General features: G+C 44.0%; 14 protein-coding genes. 7 read left to right on the top strand and 7 right to left on the bottom strand.

All coding sequences use genetic code 11. The features are described from left to right. Positions 1 to 129: 129 nt before the first annotated feature. The gene (locus tag DH10bf12_RS01280; protein WP_471736818.1) at positions 130 to 1,509 is read right to left on the bottom strand and encodes an MFS transporter; all 1,380 of its coding nucleotides are present in this window, start codon (positions 1,507 to 1,509) and stop codon (positions 130 to 132) included. A 544-nt stretch (positions 1,510 to 2,053) separates the two neighbouring features. On the opposite strand from DH10bf12_RS01280, the gene ybaK reads away from it, so the two are divergent. From ybaK to DH10bf12_RS01260, 4 genes are all read left to right on the top strand, one after another. Continuing rightward, positions 2,054 to 2,527, top strand: a complete 474-nt coding sequence (gene ybaK / locus DH10bf12_RS01275) for a Cys-tRNA(Pro) deacylase (protein ID WP_471736817.1) — start codon at positions 2,054 to 2,056, stop codon at positions 2,525 to 2,527. Between the two features lie 87 nt (positions 2,528 to 2,614). Further along, positions 2,615 to 2,947 carry a YflT domain-containing protein gene (locus tag DH10bf12_RS01270; RefSeq protein WP_404405560.1) on the top strand — a complete coding sequence of 111 codons (333 nt, stop codon included), beginning with the start codon at positions 2,615 to 2,617 and terminating at the stop codon, positions 2,945 to 2,947. 295 nt (positions 2,948 to 3,242) lie between these two features. Then, positions 3,243 to 3,884 carry a YczE/YyaS/YitT family protein gene (locus DH10bf12_RS01265; RefSeq protein ID WP_471736816.1) on the top strand — a complete coding sequence of 214 codons (642 nt, stop codon included), beginning with the start codon at positions 3,243 to 3,245 and terminating at the stop codon, positions 3,882 to 3,884. A 274-nt stretch (positions 3,885 to 4,158) separates the two neighbouring features. Beyond that, positions 4,159 to 5,283, top strand: coding sequence for an acyl-CoA dehydrogenase family protein (locus DH10bf12_RS01260; RefSeq protein WP_471738167.1), 1,125 nt, complete (start codon positions 4,159 to 4,161; stop codon positions 5,281 to 5,283). 252 nt (positions 5,284 to 5,535) lie between these two features. On the opposite strand, the gene DH10bf12_RS01255 is transcribed toward DH10bf12_RS01260, so the two are convergent. From DH10bf12_RS01255 to DH10bf12_RS01240, 4 genes are all read right to left on the bottom strand, one after another. Further along, entirely contained in the window at positions 5,536 to 8,463 is a 2,928-nt protein-coding gene (locus DH10bf12_RS01255) for a carbohydrate binding domain-containing protein (protein WP_471736815.1), read from the bottom strand. A 137-nt stretch (positions 8,464 to 8,600) separates the two neighbouring features. Continuing rightward, positions 8,601 to 9,623, bottom strand: a complete 1,023-nt coding sequence (locus DH10bf12_RS01250; RefSeq protein WP_471736814.1) for a LacI family DNA-binding transcriptional regulator — start codon at positions 9,621 to 9,623, stop codon at positions 8,601 to 8,603. A 274-nt stretch (positions 9,624 to 9,897) separates the two neighbouring features. After that, the gene (locus DH10bf12_RS01245) at positions 9,898 to 10,686 is read right to left on the bottom strand and encodes an endonuclease/exonuclease/phosphatase family protein (RefSeq protein WP_471736813.1); all 789 of its coding nucleotides are present in this window, start codon (positions 10,684 to 10,686) and stop codon (positions 9,898 to 9,900) included. Positions 10,687 to 10,689: 3 nt separating this feature from the next. Continuing rightward, on the bottom strand, positions 10,690 to 12,339 hold the full coding sequence (locus DH10bf12_RS01240) for a PTS transporter subunit IIBC (RefSeq protein ID WP_471736812.1): 1,650 nt from the start codon (positions 12,337 to 12,339) through the stop codon (positions 10,690 to 10,692). Between the two features lie 270 nt (positions 12,340 to 12,609). On the opposite strand from DH10bf12_RS01240, the gene DH10bf12_RS01235 reads away from it, so the two are divergent. After that, entirely contained in the window at positions 12,610 to 13,902 is a 1,293-nt protein-coding gene (locus DH10bf12_RS01235) for a DUF2254 domain-containing protein (RefSeq protein ID WP_471736811.1), read from the top strand. A gap of 63 nt (positions 13,903 to 13,965) precedes the next feature. On the opposite strand, the gene DH10bf12_RS01230 is transcribed toward DH10bf12_RS01235, so the two are convergent. After that, the gene (locus DH10bf12_RS01230; RefSeq protein ID WP_471736810.1) at positions 13,966 to 15,237 is read right to left on the bottom strand and encodes a tetratricopeptide repeat protein; all 1,272 of its coding nucleotides are present in this window, start codon (positions 15,235 to 15,237) and stop codon (positions 13,966 to 13,968) included. A 227-nt stretch (positions 15,238 to 15,464) separates the two neighbouring features. Here DH10bf12_RS01230 and DH10bf12_RS01225 point away from each other — a divergent pair, with 227 nt between their 5' ends. Then, a complete protein-coding gene (locus DH10bf12_RS01225; protein ID WP_471736809.1) occupies positions 15,465 to 17,576 on the top strand; it encodes a choice-of-anchor J domain-containing protein in 2,112 nt (703 codons plus the stop codon). A 241-nt stretch (positions 17,577 to 17,817) separates the two neighbouring features. Further along, entirely contained in the window at positions 17,818 to 19,008 is a 1,191-nt protein-coding gene (locus tag DH10bf12_RS01220; protein ID WP_471736808.1) for a glycine C-acetyltransferase, read from the top strand. A gap of 385 nt (positions 19,009 to 19,393) precedes the next feature. Here DH10bf12_RS01220 and DH10bf12_RS01215 read toward each other — a convergent pair whose 3' ends face one another. Next, positions 19,394 to 21,016, bottom strand: coding sequence for a glutathione ABC transporter substrate-binding protein (locus DH10bf12_RS01215; RefSeq protein ID WP_471736807.1), 1,623 nt, complete (start codon positions 21,014 to 21,016; stop codon positions 19,394 to 19,396). Positions 21,017 to 21,539 lie beyond the last annotated feature (523 nt).

The following is a 21,539-nucleotide window of genomic DNA, read 5'->3' as shown; positions in this document are numbered from 1 at the left end:
CTCCGGTTGATGGTGGGAAACGCTTTTTTTGATAGCGGCACAGCCGGGACGGAGTTGACTGGCCCTTTTTTGTCATGATTCTACAAGCGGCGCACTGACCTCCGTCCCCGAGAACCGCCTGAATATTGTCTAACCCATTTCTACACTTTTAGCAGAAGCTCTCTTATAAAAAATCATAAAGAATGTCACACTTGCAGTAGCAAGTAGCGTCAACACAAGAAACAGATTACTGTAAATGACATTTTCTCCACTTGATGAGAGTGGATTCAGCCTCAGCGTCACACCCTGGATCTCAAGAACGGCACCAAAGATTGCACTGGCAAATGCACCGCCCATAAAGTTCAGCAGGTTGAACAGGCCGATACCAACCCCGTTTTCCTCACGGCTTAGTGTTGACGAAAGGATGTCAGCAGTTGAACTCTGTACGAGCGGGAAGCCCAGGTATGCAACCAGCATACAAATAGAAATAATCCACGCCTGACTGCCCGCAAATGTTGAAATGAGCAGACAGCCGCCAGCGATTAATAATAAAGCTGTAATCACAACCGGCACGCCGCCTCGCTGATCGATTACACGACCGCCATACTGGCCAAGAAATCCTGAAATAATTGCACCAGGAAAAAGTACAAGCCCAATACCAATTGTCGATAGCGCATTTAAATCACGCAGCATAATCGGGATGATAAAAATCAGGCCGAACAGGCAGGAAGTTCCGAAAAAGCTTGTGAGGACAGTCACTGTATAGCGCTTATTTTTCAATATCGCAGGCTGAATAAACGGATTCTTTGCCTTCAGTGTCCACCAAACGAATAATCCTCCGGCAACAGCCGTCACAGCAAGAAGCCATAATGTATAGGTTGTAATCACAAATAGCAAGCTCGCCACAGTGATTGCAATTAAAATCGCCCCGGGGATATCAATACTGCCCTGTTGTCTCTCCTCAGCAGGCAGCCACTTTCTGAAAAGCGGAATAGACAGCGCAGACATCATGGACAGGATGAATAGGAAGCGCCAGTCCAGCACACCTCCGATCAATCCGCCGACAATCGGCCCAACTCCTGAAGCGAATGCCACAGTCGATGCGACATATCCAAAAACTTTACCGCGGCTAGAAGGCATAAACCTCGCCGGAATAATAAATGAGAGCGCAGGAATACTCGCGCCACCCATCGCCTGAAAGATCCTCGCCACAATTAGCATAGGGAAGTTTGGCGATAAAAATCCAAGTAAAGAACCAATTGCAAAAAGTGAAATCCCAACCGTAAATAACGTGCGGATGGCAAACAGGTCGGCAAGCTTTCCGTACATCAGCGATCCGATCGCAAACACTAAAATATATCCGGTCAGCACCCAGCTGACCTGGGAAGGGGACAAATCAAAATCTGCAGCGATATCCGGAATCGCCACATTGAACATTGTCCCATTCATCACTGTAAACGCGAGTATCAAACAAATTAAAAAAGTCAGCTTCTTCTTCTGACTATCAGGTACTTCTTTTATATCTGTCATGTTAAAACCTCTTACTTTCTGTTTAGCTTTGTCAATAGTGGCTGATGAACTCCGCTTCAGGCGGACGCTTTCCGCGGCCGGGCGGTGAGCCACTTCCATGCTGCGCATTCCAGAGTCTCACCTGTCCCTTTTCCGCCGCTGGAGTCGCCGCCTTACGCTCCGTTCATCAGCTGTGCAGATACAATAATGAATTTTGTTAAGTTTCAATATCACTATCTGAAGTTGTTAGAAACAACGCTTCATTTTGTGAAAATATAATGGCTGAGTCTAAGAGCATATTTAGATAAATTCAGGTGGTGATCGTAGTGGAGGATGGAGACTCCCGCCCCAGGAAGGGACAGGTGAGACCAAGCATGGCGAAGCCTGCGGGCTCGCCGCCCGGGGGCAGGAAAGCGCAGTCCTCCGCGGAGATCAACACCGTTTATATGAAATGAATATTTCGCTATCCAAAATAATCATAGAGCCTCAAGTGAAAATTGTAAAACGGTTTAGCCGGATTCGTGTAAAATAAAAATAATCAGAAAAAACAAAGGGGCGTTAGGTCATGGCAAAAGGCAAGACGAATGCAATGAGAATACTTGATGCCGCATCTATTTTCTACGGCACAACATCCTACGATTCAAAGGACGGTCTGACGGATGGTGTGTCAGTCGCTGAAAAAGTCGGACGTAAAACAGAAGAAGTCTTTAAAACCCTTGTCGCTCAAGGAACATCAAAGCAGTACTATGTGTTTGTGATCCCTGTAGACCGTGAGCTGAATCTTAAAAAAGCCGCAGCTTCAGCAGGTGAAAAGAAAGTGGAAATGATCCAGGTGAAAAGCCTTCAGCAAATTACCGGATACATAAAAGGCGGTTGTTCTCCAATCGGTATGAAAAAGCAGTTTCCTACTTTTATAGATGAGACTGCCAGAATGCAAAAATCCATTTTGGTAAGTGCTGGACAGATTGGTAAACAAATTGAAATAAACCCCGATGACCTCAGTCATGTCACGGGTGGAGCTTTTGCAGCGCTGACTTAAAAAAGTTTCGAAAGTTTAACTATTTCTCTTGCCGGGTAGAATTGTTCTGTAGAGCAATTTAAAGCAATTAACCAGGAGGAGATAAGCATGAGTCTATTTTACAAAGAGTTCACAAACGATGAGGAAGTAGTAAATGCAATTGGCTCCATTAAAGCAAAAGGTGTTAACGAGGATACGATCTATGTCGTAACACATGATGACGACCGTACAAAACGAATTGCGGACAACGCTGACGCAAATACGCCAGGCGGATTCGCAACAAAAGCGAAAAACATTTTCAGCAAAAAAGGCGACGAGCTGCGTGACCAGTTCAAAGATCTTGGTTTCACAGCTACTGAAGCAGAAGGCTTAGAAGAAAAACTTGATGAAGGTAAAGTCATTGTCGTTGTAAAAGATGCGCCAGCAGGCTTTACAGTATAACTTTTGATAAGAAATCTGTCCTCTTAGCAGGGCAGATTTTTTTGTTGAAAGATGGTATAGGTATATTTTCACTAAGCGTCGAACAAGGCTGGTTAAACGTTGAACACAACTGTTTAACCTTCGAACATCGAGCATTTACTGTCGAACCTCAGCCTCCATCCCCCGAACATTACACGTTTTTCGCCGAACCCGCCATAACCAGCACCACAAATCCCTATTAACCAAAAAAAATATCAAATATGTTAAAGTAGTCTAAGTGAAAATATGATTGAAATGAATGAAAGAAGGATTTTATATGAATAGAAGAGAAAAGACGCTGCGCTGGAGCTTTTTCCTGACAGGTCTTGTGATATTAGGGCTCGGCATTACGCTGACAATTAAAGGGCAGCAGCTCGGTATTGGACCGTGGGACGTGCTGCATGTCGGATTGTTCCAGCAGTTTGGCCTGACAGTCGGGACATGGGCGATTTTAGTCGGTGCGCTGATTATCGGGTTAACGGTGGTTGTGACGAAAAAGCCGCCACGCATTGGTGCGATCCTGAATATGCTGTTAATCGGAGTATTTATTGATTTCTTTAACTGGCTGATCCCGGAACCGCAATCACTCGTCGGTGCGACTGCGATTTTGCTGACAGGTATTGTCGTGATGGGGTATGGTGTCGGGATTTATGTATCTGCAGATCTTGGTGAAGGGCCGCGTGACACAATTATGATGATGATTGTGAGAAAAACAGGATGGAACCTGTCTAAAGTACGCCGCAGTATTGAGATTGTTGCGCTTGCAATCGGCTGGCTATTAGGTGGTCCGGTCGGTATCGGGACGATTCTGATTGCATTTTTCACCGGTACAATCGTAAATCTGTCACTGCCGCAAAGCAGAGTAGCACTTCAAAAACTGCTCACAAAAGATACAAAGCCTGCAGCACATCACGCGTGATTTTTCCGAGCAGATCGGTTGGTGTTAATTAAGGTGTCCTGTAAAATAATACGAAAGCTTTGTTAGAGTCCAATAATGTATCTGCACAGCTGATGAGCGGAGCGTAAGGGGGCGGCTGAAGTGACAGGTGAGGCATATGGCGAAGCCTGCGGGCTCACCGCCCGGCCGTGAAGTCCCCCTGAAGTGGAGGTCGTCAGCCCCATTTAACAGAGTCCTATAAAACGCAGGAGTGATGTTTGTGTACGATTTTACAAAAACTGATGCACAGAAGAGAATGCTGGCTGACTTGAACAGACTTATTCCTTCATTTAAAAAACGTGAACATTTACTTGATGAACCAAATGCTTATCCGGAAGAAAATATAAAAGAACTGATTCAACACGGCTACTCAACATTGACGCTGCCAAAGGAATTCGGTGGTCAGGGAGAAGGGCTTTACGAACTTGTACTTGGTCAGGAAGCGATCGCAAAAGGGAGTGCCGCAACAGCGCTTTCTATAGGGTGGCATACGGGTACGCTGCTTGAGTTCAGCGAAAGACGTCACTGGAAGAAGGAAGCAGCCGACTTTATCCTGGAAAAAATCAAAGATGGAGCAATCGTTAATACGGCTGCGACTGAAAAAGGAGCAGGCAGTCCTGCAAGAGGAGCCTTGCCAAAAACGACAGCTGTTAAAACTGAATCGGGCTGGGAGATCACAGGAGAAAAATCCTACACATCTCTGGCACCAATGCTTGATTATATCTTTGTCACAGCAGTGATTAAAGGAACAGAACAAGTGGTAACCTTTATTGTTCCAGGCGAAGCTGACGGTGTATCGATCAGAGAATCCTGGGACAGCATCGGGATGCACGGGACAGCAAGCCATGATCTCGTTTTGGAAAAAGTTGAAGTGCCTGAACGGTATCTGTTAAAGGACGGGAAAGAAGGCGGTGCCAAGCCGCCAATGAGCTGGCTCCTTCATATACCGGCATGCTATATCGGGATCGCAGGCGCTGCGCTTGAAGACGCCACTGCTTTTGCCGCCGCATATGAGCCTGCTTCATTGGGAGAACCGATCGGCAGCCTGCCTAATGTACAGGAAAAGCTCGGGGATCTGCAGGTGAAGCTGTTAAGTGCGAGACAGGTGCTTTATCATACAGCTGAAAGCTATGAGCGGGCTGAAAATAAAGAGGATGTGCGTGCGCTCTTAAGCTCAGCTAAAGTGCAAGTAACAAATGCTGCAATCGATATTGTAGAAAAATCAATGCGAATCGTCGGACCTCAGAGTATGTCTGCGAAAAGTCCGATGCAGCGCTATTACCGTGACGTACGGATGGGGCTGCATAACCCGCCGATGGAAGATATGGTGAAAGGGCAGTTTGGGAAGCAGATGGTGGATGATGAAGCGGAAGGCAGCTGAGGGTGACCGGGATTAATTGGATCGGCAATGGGGATATATCTATCACCTTTTCAATTAATTCCAGCACCTTTTAGTTTATTCGGCGTCTGGCAGCCGCGGCGACGGGGATTGCGTCATCAATTGCCGTGATTCCATCATCTTTTAAGCGGATTCCATCACCTTTTGATTAATTCACACGCCCGCCCGCACTACCACACACCTCAAAAAAAGCCGAGACCGGGGACAGTTTTTCCCCCGCATCTCGGCTTTTTCCTATTCCAGTGTTACATTATCAATCTTAATGTCATGCGCTTCATTTGCTTCACAGGCAATCGTGCCCATTAGAAACTTCAGGCTGAGCGCTTCCTGAGTCCCTGCAGTAAAGGTGAATTCGTACGTCTGCTCATCGCCTGTAAGTTCGACGATTTCAGATAGTGACCTTGCATAATTAATAGTTTCAAGCGTCACTTCAATCTTACGGTCAACAGTAGAACTCGCATCAAACTTCAGCGTATATGTTTTTCCGGGAAGCAGTGACAGTTTCTCCTGGTAAAGCTGAACGCCCCAGGGCTCCGCACTCTGTTGACCAATCTGAATCAGTGCCTGACCATCAACGTTCTGCACAGTTGCATCGGTATCAAAATGTTCATACGTTTCCCATGGCTCAAGGCTGCCATTAAACGTTCCATTCTGAATCAATACATCACCTGCTGGTCCGCCAACTCTTTTCAAAGATAAGTTATCAAGTTCAACATGTCCTTCTCCATCAAACGAAACAATGAGCTGTGCATTCAGGTCTGTGACATCAGGCATTGTGAACGCGACGTTCTGCGTTGACCATTCAGTACCTGCTGTTACGGTTTCGCTTGCATAAACAGTCGAACCATCTTCGCTCAGCAGTTCGATCTGAACGTCGCTTTGCTGATCTGCTTTTACATCAAGCGCCAGTTCATAAGGGCTTTCGCTTAGCAGCTGAATGCCTTTTTGAACGAGCTCACCGGAACCGTTCACGTTCAGCACGCGGCTGTCCGGATCAACTGAGACACCAGCTCCATCAACGTGCCAGAACAGTAGTCTGTCAGGGAAGCCCTGGTCAAATGTTCCGTTATAAATTAAGTTTCCGTTTTTAAGCGGTGATTTTGAAGCATCCGGATCGAAATCAGGTGCAGTGGTTTCTTCAACTCTTACGTTGCCTATCCAGACTGGAAGTGTTGATAGACCGAGGTTGAATTCAAGGCGTGCCTTCAGGTCGGTTTCTTCTGTCATCTGGAAAACTGTTTCGTAAGTCTGTACTTCATTTGTCAGAGAGAAGGATTCGCTGCTTGAGTAAGTCGCGTAATCTCTGTCAGCGTCACCGCTTACTTTTACGTTGATATCACGGTTCGCTGATGATTTTGCATCAAAGCTCACTTTGTAATAACGGCCTTTTCCAATCGTTACGTCCTGAATCAGCTGAATCGCATAAGGCTGATTACCGCCGCTTTGAATATCGGCTTTTGCAAATGTCTGTCCATCTACTTCATCAAGTAAAAGTGAAGCCTGTCCACCGAAGTCAGGCAGTGCAAGGAAGTACCAGTGATCCGTTCCAGGAACGCCTTCCACACCTTTTACAGAGCCAGTGTCTTCAGTGAAATCATTGTTGTAAACAAGGTTGCCGTCTTCTAGTGGCAGCTTTGCATTTTCAGGAAGCGGCTCTGCTTCAACGACAGGAAGTTCAGGTGTCATGTAATCGCGTCCTGTCAGGTCATAGACACGCACATAATCTACGTTCATGGACTGCGGGAACATTGTTTCTTCAGTCGGATCTCCATCAAAGTTACCACCAATTGCAAGGTTCAGCAGCATGTGGAACGGCTGGTCAAATGGAGCAGGGTACGTATGGTTAGCAGCAGCATTCTGCTCTTTGCTGTACCAGTTATTCTGCGTCTGAGTCAGTACACCGTCTACATACCAGCGGATTTCTCCAGGCTCCCACTCTACTGAATAGACGTGCTCATCAGCGATTGTTGAACCATCCGGGAAGGTGTATTCTGCGCCCGTGTACTTATTGTTCGGCCATGTCTCACCGTAGTGAATGGTGCCGATTGCGTGGTGAGGGTTGCTTCCTTGTGCTTCTAAAATATCAATTTCCCCTGATGCTGCCCAGCCGCCGTAACGGTCTTCTTCAGGGAGCATCCAGAATGCAGGCCAGTAGCCTTTTCCAGTTGGAAGCGAGGCCTTCATTTCAAATTTTCCGTACGTTTTTGCAAAAAGTCCTTTGGTTCTTAAGCGTGCAGATGTGTATGAAAAACCTTCATACTCTTCTTCAAGAGCTGTAATAACAAGATTTCCGTCTTCTGTTTTTGCATTTTCAGGACGGTCAGTGTAATACTGCTTTTCGTTATTTCCCCACCCTGGCACAAATGTACCGTTTGCATCATAGAAGCCATTACCAATCTCGAAATCCCATTTAGAGCGGTCGATTTCAGTACCGTTGAATTCGTCATGCCAGACCAGTGACCATGGAGATACGAAATCCTCAGTATTCTGAGTCGGGACACCATTCAGTTCAAGCGCTGTTTCAAGCTCAGCATCTTCAATTAAACCTTCCCCAGTTAAAGTTGAACCGGCTGCAAGCGGTGACGCGTAAAGTGACTTGATCAGGCTGTCAAGCGGGTGATCGACATCTGTAAGCGCATTCAAAATTAACCGGTCGATTACACCATCAATAGATAGCTCATTCAGCTGTTTTGATTGCCCCTTGTTTTTACCTTCAGCAGTGACTGAAGTAAATTCACCGGACAGATCCAGTGATGAACCGTTCAGTAAAGAAACACTTTTAAATCCTTCAGCAGTCAATTCTGTTTCTGTCAGTGAACCATTTCCGTCATATAGCGTGCGTTCAATGACTGATTCACCTGACACTGTAAATGATGTGTCGTGAGAAGACGTGTTAACAGAAAGCGTCTGGAGGGAGGAGTCGTTAATCGTCAGACTCTCTGGTGCCTTACCCTTTATGTAAACTGTTCCTTCAACCGTCACATTGTCGAGTGTAATATTTTCTCCTGCAGCTGGTGTAATATGAAGGTCACCTTTAATGACTTCATTACTCAGTACATCATTTTTCAAATTGACTGCGTCCTTTTTGGCAAAACCGGTGCCTGCAAAACTGGACATAGAAAGCGAGAAGACTAACAGCAGTGCGCTACTCTTTTTTAACATTCAATTGCCTCCTTCATTTTTGTCCTACGTGGGACATTTGATTATAACTATAAAAGCATTCATCATTTTTGACAACCTGTTTTTTCAATAATGAATGCTTCATGTGTAAAAGGGTACTATTGATCTAGTGTGAAAAATCAGTTTATTTTTATCGGTGCGCAAGAATCCCTTTCAATTAACGCAGCTGTAAAATCATGCTCAAGCGCAGGGACACCATATTCTACCCGGTGAATCAGCTGCTCAACCAAGTATGCTGCCATTTCAACCCTGGGCAGCTGCATCGTGGTGAGGGAAGGGTTCGTATATTCAGTCAATCTGATGTTATCAAAACCGATTAATGAAATCTGCTTTGGTACAGAGATCCCGCGTTCACTAAGCGCCTTTAGAGCACCGATCGCAATGAGATCATTTGAACAGACAACAGCTGTCGGAAGTACACCTTTTTCAATCCACTCCAAAGTCGCCTCATACCCGGACTGTTCAACAAAGCTGCCTGTATAAACGGGACCTTCCTCAAGATCTGCCAGCTGCAACGCCCGTCTGTATCCATCGAGACGCTCAACTGCTGCACGGTTTTCCTGCTCGCCGGTAATGATGCCAATCTGCTTGTGACCAAGGTCAATCAGATATTGAGTCGCACGGAAAGAAGATTCTTCATTTAATAAAGTCGGTACCGGAATATCCTGCTGATCCGGATCCAGATTATTCTGGTCAAACACACCGATCAAAAAGCCGGCAGCTCTGATTTCATCAACTGTTTTCTGAACGCTCGACCAGCTGATGATCATGCCTGCATCAATGCTTTTCTCTCTGTACAGTTTTAAAATAGGAGCCGTGTTGTCAATGGTTGATGTTGTCACAAGTACGTTGTAGCCGTGGTCCGCACACGAGCTGATCATGCTGCTGATGACTGTGCTGTAAAAGAGATCATCTGCGTAAATATTATGTTTTTCAGGATCCTGAATAATGAATAATCCGAGTGTCTGTGTTTTCTTTTTTGTGAGACGTCTTGCAGATACGTTAGGGTGGTAGTTGTGTTCATTCATAATTTGAAGAATGCGTTCACGCGTTTCTTTTTTTACCTGTGGTGAGTCGTTCAATACCCGCTGCACGGTTTTCCTTGAGACGCCTGCGAGCTTTGCTATATCAAATATATCCATTTTTTCCTCCTGAGTGTTGCTTATACAGTTTATTATAGCTGAAAAAAAGAGCCTGGGACAATGATGTCTCAGACTCTCGAATCGTTTCGCTGCGCTTCAGGCGGACGCTTTCTGGACGGCGGTCGCTGAGCCTCCTCAGCGCGAGCGCCTGCGGGGTCTCAGCTGTCCCGCTACTCGTCCCGGAGTCGCCGCCTTCCGCTCCGCTACACTTAATGATCTTTGGGAATTTGTCCAGTAAAATTAATTTGTTTTATTACAGATCCAATTTCATCTATTAAATCTCTATTTCCACCTCAACACCAAAATGATCAGATACAACTGGGTGATGCTCCCCATTAAAAATCACTTTAGAAGACTTTACTTTTACAGGCTCCGAAGCAAAAATGTAATCGATTCTGAGCGGCTGTGCGTTTCCTTCCCAGCCGGCGATTTCACCGAATACGGTTGTGCCGCTGTCTTTTGTGTCAGCAAGTGTGTAGGTGTCCTGCAGACCTTTTGAGAGAAGGAGGTCATAGCCTTCTTCTTTTAAATCCGCATGGTTGTTGAAGTCTCCCATATAAAATGAAAGTCTGTCTGGGTGCTGCTTTTTGATTAAGTGGTCAACCTGTTCAATATAAGGCTCTTCGTCATCACTCCACCAGCCGAGGTGGCATGAATAGAAGTCAATCAGCTGACCGCCGACTTTCACTGTGATCCGGGGTACTGCACGTGTTTTCCAATGATCAGGGTCCTCTGATGCTGTAATGAAGAATGAATCAGTTTCTATGACAGGCAGGCGTGAGATGAGTGCGACGCCTTCTTCATAAATATCATACCCGTAATGACAGAAGGACCAGTGCATCTGATCACCTTTCCTGCCAAATGCTGATAGACGCTTCATCAGCTCGAGTCCGAAATGTCCTTTTTTATAATCACCTTCTGCAGGCGCATCAGTCAGCTGACTGATCTCCTGCAGGGCGATCACGTCGTAATTACGTTCAGTAATCGTTTTAGCTAAAATATCAAGTTTTTCAAGCTGCTGATCTTCCTGCCAGGAGTGGCAGTTCAGTGTGAGCAGTTTCATTGGTTAAGCTCCTAACTCGTCCTGAATATCAGATTTGAGAACGTCAGCTTTAGGACCGTAGATTGCCTGTACACCGCGGTCGCGAAGGACAAGTCCCAGTGCCCCGTTTTGCTTCCACATTCTCTCGTCTGCTACAAGGCCGACATCTTTTACCGTTACACGAAGTCGCGTCATACATGCATCCACGTCTTCAATGTTACCTTCTCCGCCTAAAAGACCGATAATCGCAACAGCCTGTGAATCTTTGTTGCCCTCAGTTGTTTTAGATGAAATCTTCTCTTCAGTTGTTTCTTCAATATAGTTTCCTGCACGTCCCGGAGTAGGGAAGTTAAAGCGTTTGATCAGGAAGTAAGCTGCGCCGAAATTCACAGCGAACATCATGACAGATACTAATACCAGATTGATCAGATCTCTTGTAAGTCCGGCATTTACAATCAATGGCGTCCTTGTCAGGAATTCAATAAATCCGAATGCGTGAATACGCAGGTCAATTAAATCAACAAGTGCAAATGAAACACCAGTCAGCACTGCATATACGATATAAAGAAGTGGTGCTGCGAACATGAACATGAATTCAATTGGCTCAGTTACACCTGTTAAAAATACAGCAAGTCCTGCTGAAAGGAACATTGATTTATACTTTGTACGTTTTTCCTTATCGACATTTAAATACATCGCAAGCGCAAGTCCAATCAGCGCTGCAGATGATGCAATGAACTGTCCAACTTTAAAGCGGGCAGGTACAACTTCTTCAGTCAGCTGATTGTAGCCTGCAGTGTTACCCTGCTGAAGCATATTGTAAAGATCCGTTACCCACGCAAGCCACAGTGGATCCTGTCCTGATACCATGCTGCCGGCACTTGCACCGGTTTGAATCACATATGTACCACCGAGCTCAGTATAGTTGATCGGAACAGTCAGCATGTGGTGAAGGCCGAATGGCAGTAACAGACGCTCAAGCGTACCGAAAATAAATGGTGCAATGATTGGCGCTGAGTTTCTTGAACCTGCGATCCACTGACCGAAATCATTCAGCAGTCCCTGGATAAAAGGCCATACTAGAGACATGATTAGCGCAACCACGACAGAGCCTGCAATGACAACAAAAGGTACAAAGCGTTTACCGTTGAAGAAGGCAAGCGCTTGTGGCAGTTTACTGAAGTTATAATATTTGTTATACAGTGCTGCCCCGAGGAAACCGGAAATAATTCCGACGAATACACCCATATTCAGTGCAGGTGCACCAAGGACTGAAATAAAGTAATCAGCAACAACAAGCTCTGCTCCTAAAAGAGAAGTAACCGTTGCAGAAGGATCAGCGAGCATATCAGCATTTACACCGAATACTGCGCCTGTAATTCTATTAATTAAAAGGAATGCGATTAATGCAGCGAAAGCGCCGCCTGCCCGATCTTTCGCCCACGAGCCACCAATTGCGACCGCAAACAGAATGTGCAGATTCGTAATAATCGCCCAGCCGATGTCTTCCATGACACGTGCAATCGTTTGCATTAACACGATGTCGCCAGTCATCATCGCAAGCAGCTTACCAAGTGAAATCATGATCCCTGCAGCCGGCATAACTGCAACCACAACAAGCAGTGCTTTACCGAACTTTTGCCAGAAATCAAAGGAACCGAAAATCTTTTTCATATCAAGCCCTCCAAGGTTTTATGTATAGTTATGATAAATAATATTGTTATGTACAATTTGATGCAACCGTTTGCACTATTGTTCATGTAGAACATTGTATATACAAGATAAAGAACTTGCAAGCGTTTTTATATAAAATTTTTCTTACTCGTTCATTGTGCCTATGAAAACAAAACTACCTGTAAAAACAGGACTGAGGTAAAATATTGATAGGTAGCCATACTTTAAAGGGCGTAAGGAAACAGATAAAAAGAAAAGAGGTGGAGCGGGATGAAAACGTGGTGGATCAACCTGAAAGATAAAGTCTGGCTCAAGCCTGGCGGTTACAGTTTACTTGCAGTAGTGGTTGCAGCTGTTGTTGGATATGTCGATATCAACTTTGGGCCGGAAATCTCCGGTCTGCCAATGATTTTTTATACAGAAGTTGAGCTTGCTCAGGCAATTCTAACAGCACTTATCACAGCTTTATTAACAATGACAACCTTTACTTTCTCAACAATTATGGTTGTACTGACGACTTATGCATCACTTTATTCACCCAAGACGATAAAGAATTTCATAACAGATCCATTTACGCTTAGAGTGCTTGGTATCTTTATGGGTGGATTTATTTATTCAACGCTTTCAATGCTGTTTATGAGAGACAGTTTCTCAGAGGGTCCGGTCATTGCAGGTGTAGTGGGTGTCTTCATTGCGATTCTGTGTCTAGTGTTCTTCGCTATTTTTATTCACCATGTGGCCAATGATATCCAGGCAAGCCGTCTTGTCGAACGCCTCGCAGGTGATACAGATGATGTAACGGAATATTATTTCAAGCTGATGCAAAATGAGCATGTCTCACTTGAACACCCCGGTGAAAACTGGACAGTTGGACAAACTTTTTATCATGTCCAGGCACAGAACTATGGATATTTACAATATATTGACCTCGATCAGCTTGGTAAAAATGCAAGTGAGCATGGTGTGCAAATTGAAGTGAATGTCCCCATTGGTGAATATGTTCATAAAGCGACACCACTCCTGACAGTATATGTACGACCGGAAAGACTGCCTGAAGTACGAGATTTGCCACTGACGCAAAGCTTTATGATCGGAAATGAAAGAGATGTAAGACAGGATCCAGTTTTTGCTCTTCAAAAGATGGTGGAAGTCGCGCTGCGTGCTATTTCACCGGGTATTAACGACCCGAATACAGCCAATGACAGTATCAGACATATCGGCAGGCTGCTTGGAAATATGGCACAGTTTCCCATCAGACCGGTTCTGATCACCGGAAAAGATGGTGAAGGCCTAGTGAAATTTAACCTGCCCTCATACAGAGATATCCTGTACAAAACATTTTTTCAACTGCGTCATTATGGGAAGGAAGACGTATCAGTCTTAACCGCTATGCTTGAAGCCATTGCATTTGCTGGTGAAGGCGCACCAAAGCAGCACCTCAATTCACTAAGAGATATTGCAGGATACGTCGTTGAAAAAGCCGAACTTGACCAGATGCCTGCGATGGATCGTGAATGGATCAATCAGAAGCTGCAGGCTGTGGAGAAGATTACGGGAAGATGAAAAAGCGGCACAGTCCGTCCCCGCTATGCCAAAAAGGACATTCCATCGCGGAATGTCCTTTTTCTATGAAACCATTGATTTCAGCAGATCCTGATAAGCCTTTGCTTCCTCCGCCTGCCCGGCAGCAAGGTAAGTCCGTGACAGACGCTCAACGGGTTCCCGTGAATCCGGGTGCAGCTCCATTTCGTATGTGTAGCAATCAATTGCTTCCCGGTAAAAGCCGATTTGTTCATACAATTCACCCGCAGCAGCCTGCTGTTCAGGATCCTCTGCAATGTCAGACAGCTGTTTGAGCAGTGCGTAAACTGGCAGGTTTGCAAGTGGAGTCAAATGCGTCAGCAGCGTGTCCAGATTATGATCCGGTATATATTTTAGTGCAGTCAGGATCATTTCATTCATTTCTTCAGGGTAGTCAGCAAGATGCGGTGCAAGCTTACTGCAGATTGTCTCGAACGAAAGGGATCTCAGGTTGTCCTGGTCATGCAACAGCGTTCTCAGATCCCGCACATCTGAAGCCCTTAGTGTAAAAGGGTACTCCGCCAGTAATAGGATCGCTTCACCGGGCTGATTATTTCTGATTAATTCCTTATACGCATTCCTCGCCGGTTCATCATATCCATCTGCGAGCAGCCTGTCATACAGCATTTGCTGTTGAAAAGGTGAATAATGAATGTTTGTAAATTCTAGTAATGTTTTAAATGTTCCTGGAGCGGGGGAAGATCTGTATTCTTCCTCGGCTGCAGCAAGCTGATGCTGAATTGAAAAGCCTTCTTTCAGGTTGCGTGCTTTCCACAGCGTGCGCTGATCAGTCGCCGGATCAATTTTTTCAGACCGGATTGACTGAATCCATTCATGATCCGGATAGATCGATCTGATCCGGTCGAAGACAATTGCCGCCTTTTTAAACTTTCCATCTCGTTTATACGTATAGTAGTGATCCCTCAGCACTTTAAACAACTTTTCTTCTATAATTAGCCCGTCAAAGCAGCTGAAGATTTCTACTGTTTGCAGAGGATCATGTTCTATTTTTTTGAGTAAAGCAGTAAATGACTGATTGGTAACCGTTGACTCAGTTGCTATGAGCTGGTCAGCAAGCGGATGGGGGCATAAAAAAACAATTCCCTGCGTGAACGCTTTTTCAGTGTAGCTGCGCCTTCTGGAGCGGCTCACCTTTTTAGCGGCAAGGAATTGCTGGTCTTTAAAATATAAGTGATATAAGTGGCGGTACTCATCCTGTGCTTCAAGAATTGTACATGGAACGTGAATAGCCAGACGGGTTGGTGTCAGGGCTGTCAGTGACTGATCTTTTTCTTTTAAATAAAAATGACTCATCATCCTCGTTCCTCCTCTCAAGTTCTCATTTATTATATCATACTTTTCAGATAACAGTTTAATCCATTTGTACTAGGACTAAAGTTAATTTGGGTGTCGAAATAAATGGTAACTACTATTTATACCCGTTTTTAGGAATATATAACCATGTGAAATTTCACTTTTTTCTGAAAATTTTGCATGTTAAGCTGTAAAAGCATGACAGAATATAGTTCGAAAGGGGAAATAATATGAAGAAGAAACCGGTATTAAAAGTACTATCTTCAAGTGCACTTGCACTGTCTCTGTTAGCGCCTGCGGCAATGGTACCAGGGACAGCATCAGCTGCACCTGCAGATACACCGAATTGGGATACAGAACGCTACGGAGATCGTCAGGATATAGATACATATCTTCAGAGTCTGAGTGAAGATGAAGATTTTCTGAAGCAGGCGGAAAAGAAAATTAAAGAGCAGGCCGGGAATCTTCAGGCTGATCAGGAGACTGCAGATGATTCTGCACAATCAGATGAGAACTTTACGTTTAATGGCGGTACAAAGCAGTTTTTAGATCGTGACTTAAAGTTTAAAGAATTCACACTGCGCAGCGTAGGGGAGAATGTTGAGATCTGGGTGGCAAATGACCTGAGCTATCCTGAAGGAGATCCGCGCGGGACAGATGTTGTGACGCAGGCGCAGGTTGACCAGCTGAAGGATGAGTTCGATTCAAATATGTATCCGGTTGCGACTGATTTCTTCGGAACACCTGACCAGCTGGATGGATCAAATGCTACGCTTCCAGGTATAGTAGGTCTTCCTGAAGACTACTATGGAGGCAGCGATAAGGTCATGATGATGATCGATAACGTAAAAGACGATGCATATTATGATTCAACTTATCCATTCTTTGTAGCAGGATTTTTCTGGCAGACGCTTGAGAATTATATGGACCGCAACATCATCACAATCGATACCAACAACTGGGAAGAGCGTCTCGAATCTACATTTTACGCTACAACCATTCATGAGCTTCAGCATTTAATCCACGCAGATAACGATGCGGCGGAAGAAACATGGCTGAACGAAGGAATGTCAACGTTCTCTGAATACCTTGGCGGCTACGGTCACGGAGAAGGTTCGATTAATTTCTTCCTTGATCACCCTGAGAACTCACTTGTGAACTGGGATGATCACCGCAACGCATCTACAGGACCTGAGACAATTGCTGACTACGGTCAGGTATACCTTTTTACACTTTATCTATATGATCAATTCGGCCAGGAACTGATCCGTGAACTTGCAACATCACAGTCTCAGGGAATTGCTTCAGTAAATGAAGTATTTGCTTCTAACGGAATCGACATGACATTTAAAGATGTCTATCAGAACTTTATGACAGCACTTGCACTTGATGACGGAAAAGGTAACCAGGGACTGTATGAATTCGACAGCATCAACCTGCGTGACCTTCCAGTCGATAATGAAGGGACAAAGCGTGGCACAACTGTCAGCTATGAAAATGCACTTGAAGTTGAAAAAGAAGGCGTACCTGCATGGGGTGGAGACTTCAAGTCAATTGACTTTTCAAATAAGGTAAAAGATTTCAAGTTTAATGGAATCGAATTCCTTCAGAAGTGGACGTCAGTTGAAGATCCATTAAATCCTGATAATCAGGTGCTTTACAGTCAAAATGGCGTTGAAGACGACAGTGAGCTGATCTTCTCAGCTGATCTGACCGGTACCGACTCAGCAACACTGACATTTGATCACCTGTATGATATTGAGGAAACTTGGGATTATGGCGTTGTTCAGGTATCAACTGATAACGGCGAAACATGGACATCACTTGAAAACGAAAACACACGTACAGATGTAGCTGACGGCGGATACCCGACAATTATCGAAAATGTACCAGGATTCACAGGGAAAGTAGACGAGTGGACAAGTGAATCATTTGACCTGAGTGCTTACGCAGGTCAGGAAGTACTTGTATCATTCCGTTACATGGAAGACTGGGCTTACAGCAATGAAGGATGGTATCTTGATAACATTCAGGTAGAAGCAGCAGGCTTTGAATCTGATGGCTCTTCAATTGAACCATTTACTTCACTTGCTGAAATGAATGAAGAATTCCTTGAGTACACAGTCACGTTTATTCAGGAACGTGGAAAAGGAAACGCACATCCAAAAGTATGGCATGTAGATCCATTTAACGTAAATGATGAAGATGCACTGAAACTGAACCAGCTCTTCAAAAACAATAACGTAAAAATGATCACAACATTTGCAGCACCAGAAGGCATCACAAGCCCAATCGACTTTACTTATGAGCTATTGACGAAGGGAAATAAGAATAACAGATAAGCAGCAACAAAGTCCCTCTGTGAAACCTGAAAAATGTAAGCACCAAAAGAGATTGAGACAAACCCGTTTCAATCTCTTTTCAATGAGTATAAAAACAATCATCAGGGTAATAAATAAACTGTATACGCATTACTTTGTCCGCAATACATAAACATGTTAAAATAAAAAGTGTGTTAAATACTTTTAAAACAACAAATTATGTCTTTTTCAGAAGGACAAATGTAAACGAGGAGGAAATACGATGTCTAAAGTACTTCATCAGTTTTTACAGGATAACCTGAATGATTTAAAGGAAAAGGGTCTATATAATGAAATTGATCCGGTAGAGGGTCCTAATGGTGCGAAAATTAAGATCCGTGGACAGGAACTGATTAATTTATCTTCAAATAACTATCTTGGACTTGCTACAAATGAGCATTTAAAAGAAGCAGCAAAAAAGGCAATTGATCATTACGGTGTAGGTGCAGGGGCTGTCCGCACGATTAATGGTACGCTTGATGTTCACGTAAAACTTGAGGAAAAGCTTGCTGAATTCAAGGGAACAGAAGCTGCTATCGCATACCAGTCGGGTTTTAATTGTAATATGGCTGCGATCTCAGCTGTGATGGATAAAAACGATGCGATTCTTTCAGATGAGTTGAATCACGCATCCATTATCGATGGCTGCCGTCTTTCTAAAGCGAAGATCATTCGTGTGAAACACTCGGATATGGAAGATCTTCGAGCAAAAGCAAAGGAAGCAACAGAGTCTGGACAGTATAACAAAGTGATGATCATTACAGATGGCGTGTTCTCAATGGATGGAGACGTTGCAAAACTTCCTGAAATCGTTGAAATCGCAAAAGAGTTTGATTTGATTACTTATGTAGATGATGCACACGGTTCAGGTGTGATGGGTAAAGGCGCAGGAACTGTGAAGCACTTCGGACTTGAAAAAGAAGTCGACTTCCAGATGGGTACGTTATCTAAAGCAATTGGTGTTGTAGGTGGATATGTGGCAGGTACGCAGGATTTAATTGATCTGCTAAAAGTACGCTCACGTCCATTCCTATTCTCAACAGCTTTAACACCTGGAGATACTGTAGCGATTACAGAAGCGCTGCAAATTCTGATCGACAGCACAGAGCTTCACGACAAGCTGTGGGAGAACGGCCGTTACCTGAAGGATGGTCTGAAGAAGCTTGGATTTGATATCGGTGAAAGTGAAACGCCGATTACACCTTGTATTGTCGGTGAAGAAAAGCTGACACAACAGTTCAGCAAACGTTTGTTTGAAGAGGGCGTATATGCGAAATCAATTGTCTTTCCAACAGTTCCACGCGGTACGGGACGTGTGAGAAACATGCCAACAGCAGCTCATACGAAGGAAATGCTTGATGAAGCAATCAAAGTGTATGAAAAAGTTGGTAAGGAATTAGAGATTATTAAGTAAAAATTACAAGATGACCAGGAATAAGAGCCTGTCTCCAATTTGATGGAGGCAGGCTTTTTGATTTGGCTGTATGTTCCGGGAAGTAGGCCATGACCAATAGGAGCGCGAGGGAATTGTGTGTATGGGTGAAGGGAATATTCACAGTGCTGAAGGAATTAACGATAGAAATGAAGGAAATAGGATGGTTTGAATCTCAATGAAGGAAATAAGTACAGAATTGAAGGAATCGCACACAAGATTGAAGGAGTAAAATACAAATTGAAGGAATAACTACGCAAATGAATGAATCCAGTCACACGGAGGAGCCTCCCCCGGATTCAAGAACCTCAGCAAAATAAAGAACCCCCGTCCAGATCTCGCCGGACGGGGGTTTCATCACATCTGATTACTCAGAGATTGTTACATCTTTAAGCTGATAAAGACCATTTGGAAGTGTAGAGAATCCAGATACATTATCGCTTACACCAGTCAGGTATTCCTGGTGGTGAATGTAAACCATTGGTGCCACTTCTACAAGACGTTCCTGAAGCTGTGAGTAGATCTCAGCACGAGCGTCCTGGTCTGTTTCCTGACGACCCTGGTCAAGAAGCTGGTCAACTTCGTCATCCATTAGGAATGAACGGTTACCCGGTGCTCCAGCCTGAGAAGAGTGGAATAGTGCATATGTTGCATAGTCAGCGTCAGCTGTTGGAGTTGACCATCCAAGGATGAACATGTCGTGGTTACCCGCAGCAGTTTCATCAAGGAATGAACCAAATTCCATTACATTAATTTCAACATCGATATTCAGTTCAGCAAGTGCTTCCTGAACAAGTACAGCAGTATCCATACGCTGTGGGTTATCGTTTGTCCAGATTGAAGTAGAGAATCCATCAGCAAATCCTGCTTCTTCAAGAAGTGCTTTAGCTTCGTCCATGTTGTACTCAAGTGGCTCGATGCTGTCATCGTAACCGAATACGCCTGGAGGAATTGGACCTACAGCAGGAACGCCGTAGCCATCATAGATACCTTCAATGATTGAAGCTTTATCTACTGCCATTGAGATTGCCTGACGAACCTGTTCGTTGTTGAAAGGCTCTTTTTCAGTGTTAAATCCTAGGTAAGAAAGTGAAGTTGAACCTTGAATCTGTGCAGATGCATCAGGAAGGCTGTCAACACGTGAAACTTCGTTTGGCTGAAGTGGATCGATAATGTGAGCATTACCTGTTTCAAGCTCAGCTACACGAGTACCTGATTCAGGAACAACACGGAATGTTACAGTATCAACCTGTGCGCCGCCATCCCAATGATCTGTATAGTTAGAAAGAACGACTTCTTCACCAGGTGTCCAGCTTTCAAATTGGAAGAATCCAGTACCAACCGGCTCTTGTGCAATAACAGAACCTGGCTCAGAGCCTTCTTCCATTGCTGCATAATCAGCTTCAATAGAATCCATAGAGATCATACCGCCACCGCTGTGAGAAAGGTGAGCAAGTAGTGGAGCGAATGGAAATTCAGTAACGATTTGTACATTATACTCATCAATTACATTAACTTCAGTGATCATTTCATAAAGGAAACCACGTGGAGATGCTACTTCAGGATCAAGTACGCGATCAAGGTTCGCTTTTACAACATCAGCGTTGAAAGCTGAACCGTCGTGGAATGTTACGTCTTCACGAAGCTTGAACTCCCAAGTAAGTTCATCTACAGATTCCCAAGATTCAGCCAGTAGTGGCTCAATTTCATTGTCTGCATTTTGGAATACAAGTGTTTCATAAAGGTTAGCCTGAATGTTTGATGAAGGAACATCGTTTGAACCGTGTGGATCAAGTGATGATGCATCAGATAGTACATTCAGCATTAAGTCGCCGCCTGAACCGGCGCCGTCATCTGTAGTCTCTTCGCCGTCGTCAGTAGAACCGCCGTCGCCTGAATCAGCGTCATCGCTTCCACCGGCACATGCTGCAAGGAACATAGCAAGTACAAGCGTCAGTAAAAATGCCCAAAGCGTTTTTTTACTTGTCAAAAAAATTACCCCCCAAATTTAAATAGTCATTCTGAAATGTACGCACAAAGCGCAATATTCAAAAAATAATATATCGCAAATTTTAAAATATTACAAGCATGTAAAAATAGTTTCAGTATTATTTATATAAAATATCAAACTATGTTCATGATATTGGAAAATACTATAATTATATTAAAATAATTTATGCATTTAGTTTTAGCTTTAAAGCGTTACTCTGCTAAAATAATGAATGCTTTAAAAGAGCTTTTGTTTTTATTAGCCGGAATGAATTGTTTTTTCAGCATTAAATTTAATGAAAAAATCTGCGCAATCTTGATTTTACAGAAAATTCCGCAAGTCAGTGACAGCCTTATGGCGCATAGAACGGGCTGTAAAATAACATATAATTAAAATACGTGATTTTAATAAAGCTATTCTAATATCAGCAACGTGACATTATTATCCTTACGAAAATTTTCATTGCTGATTTTATGCAAATCATTTCATAAAAAAAGATATTAGAATAGTTTCATTTTTGTTG

It is taken from the genome of Jeotgalibacillus sp. 10bf12 (genome assembly GCF_055597105.1).
Note: the sequence above shows the minus strand (reverse complement) of the source record. Positions and strands in the feature narration are given on the sequence as shown.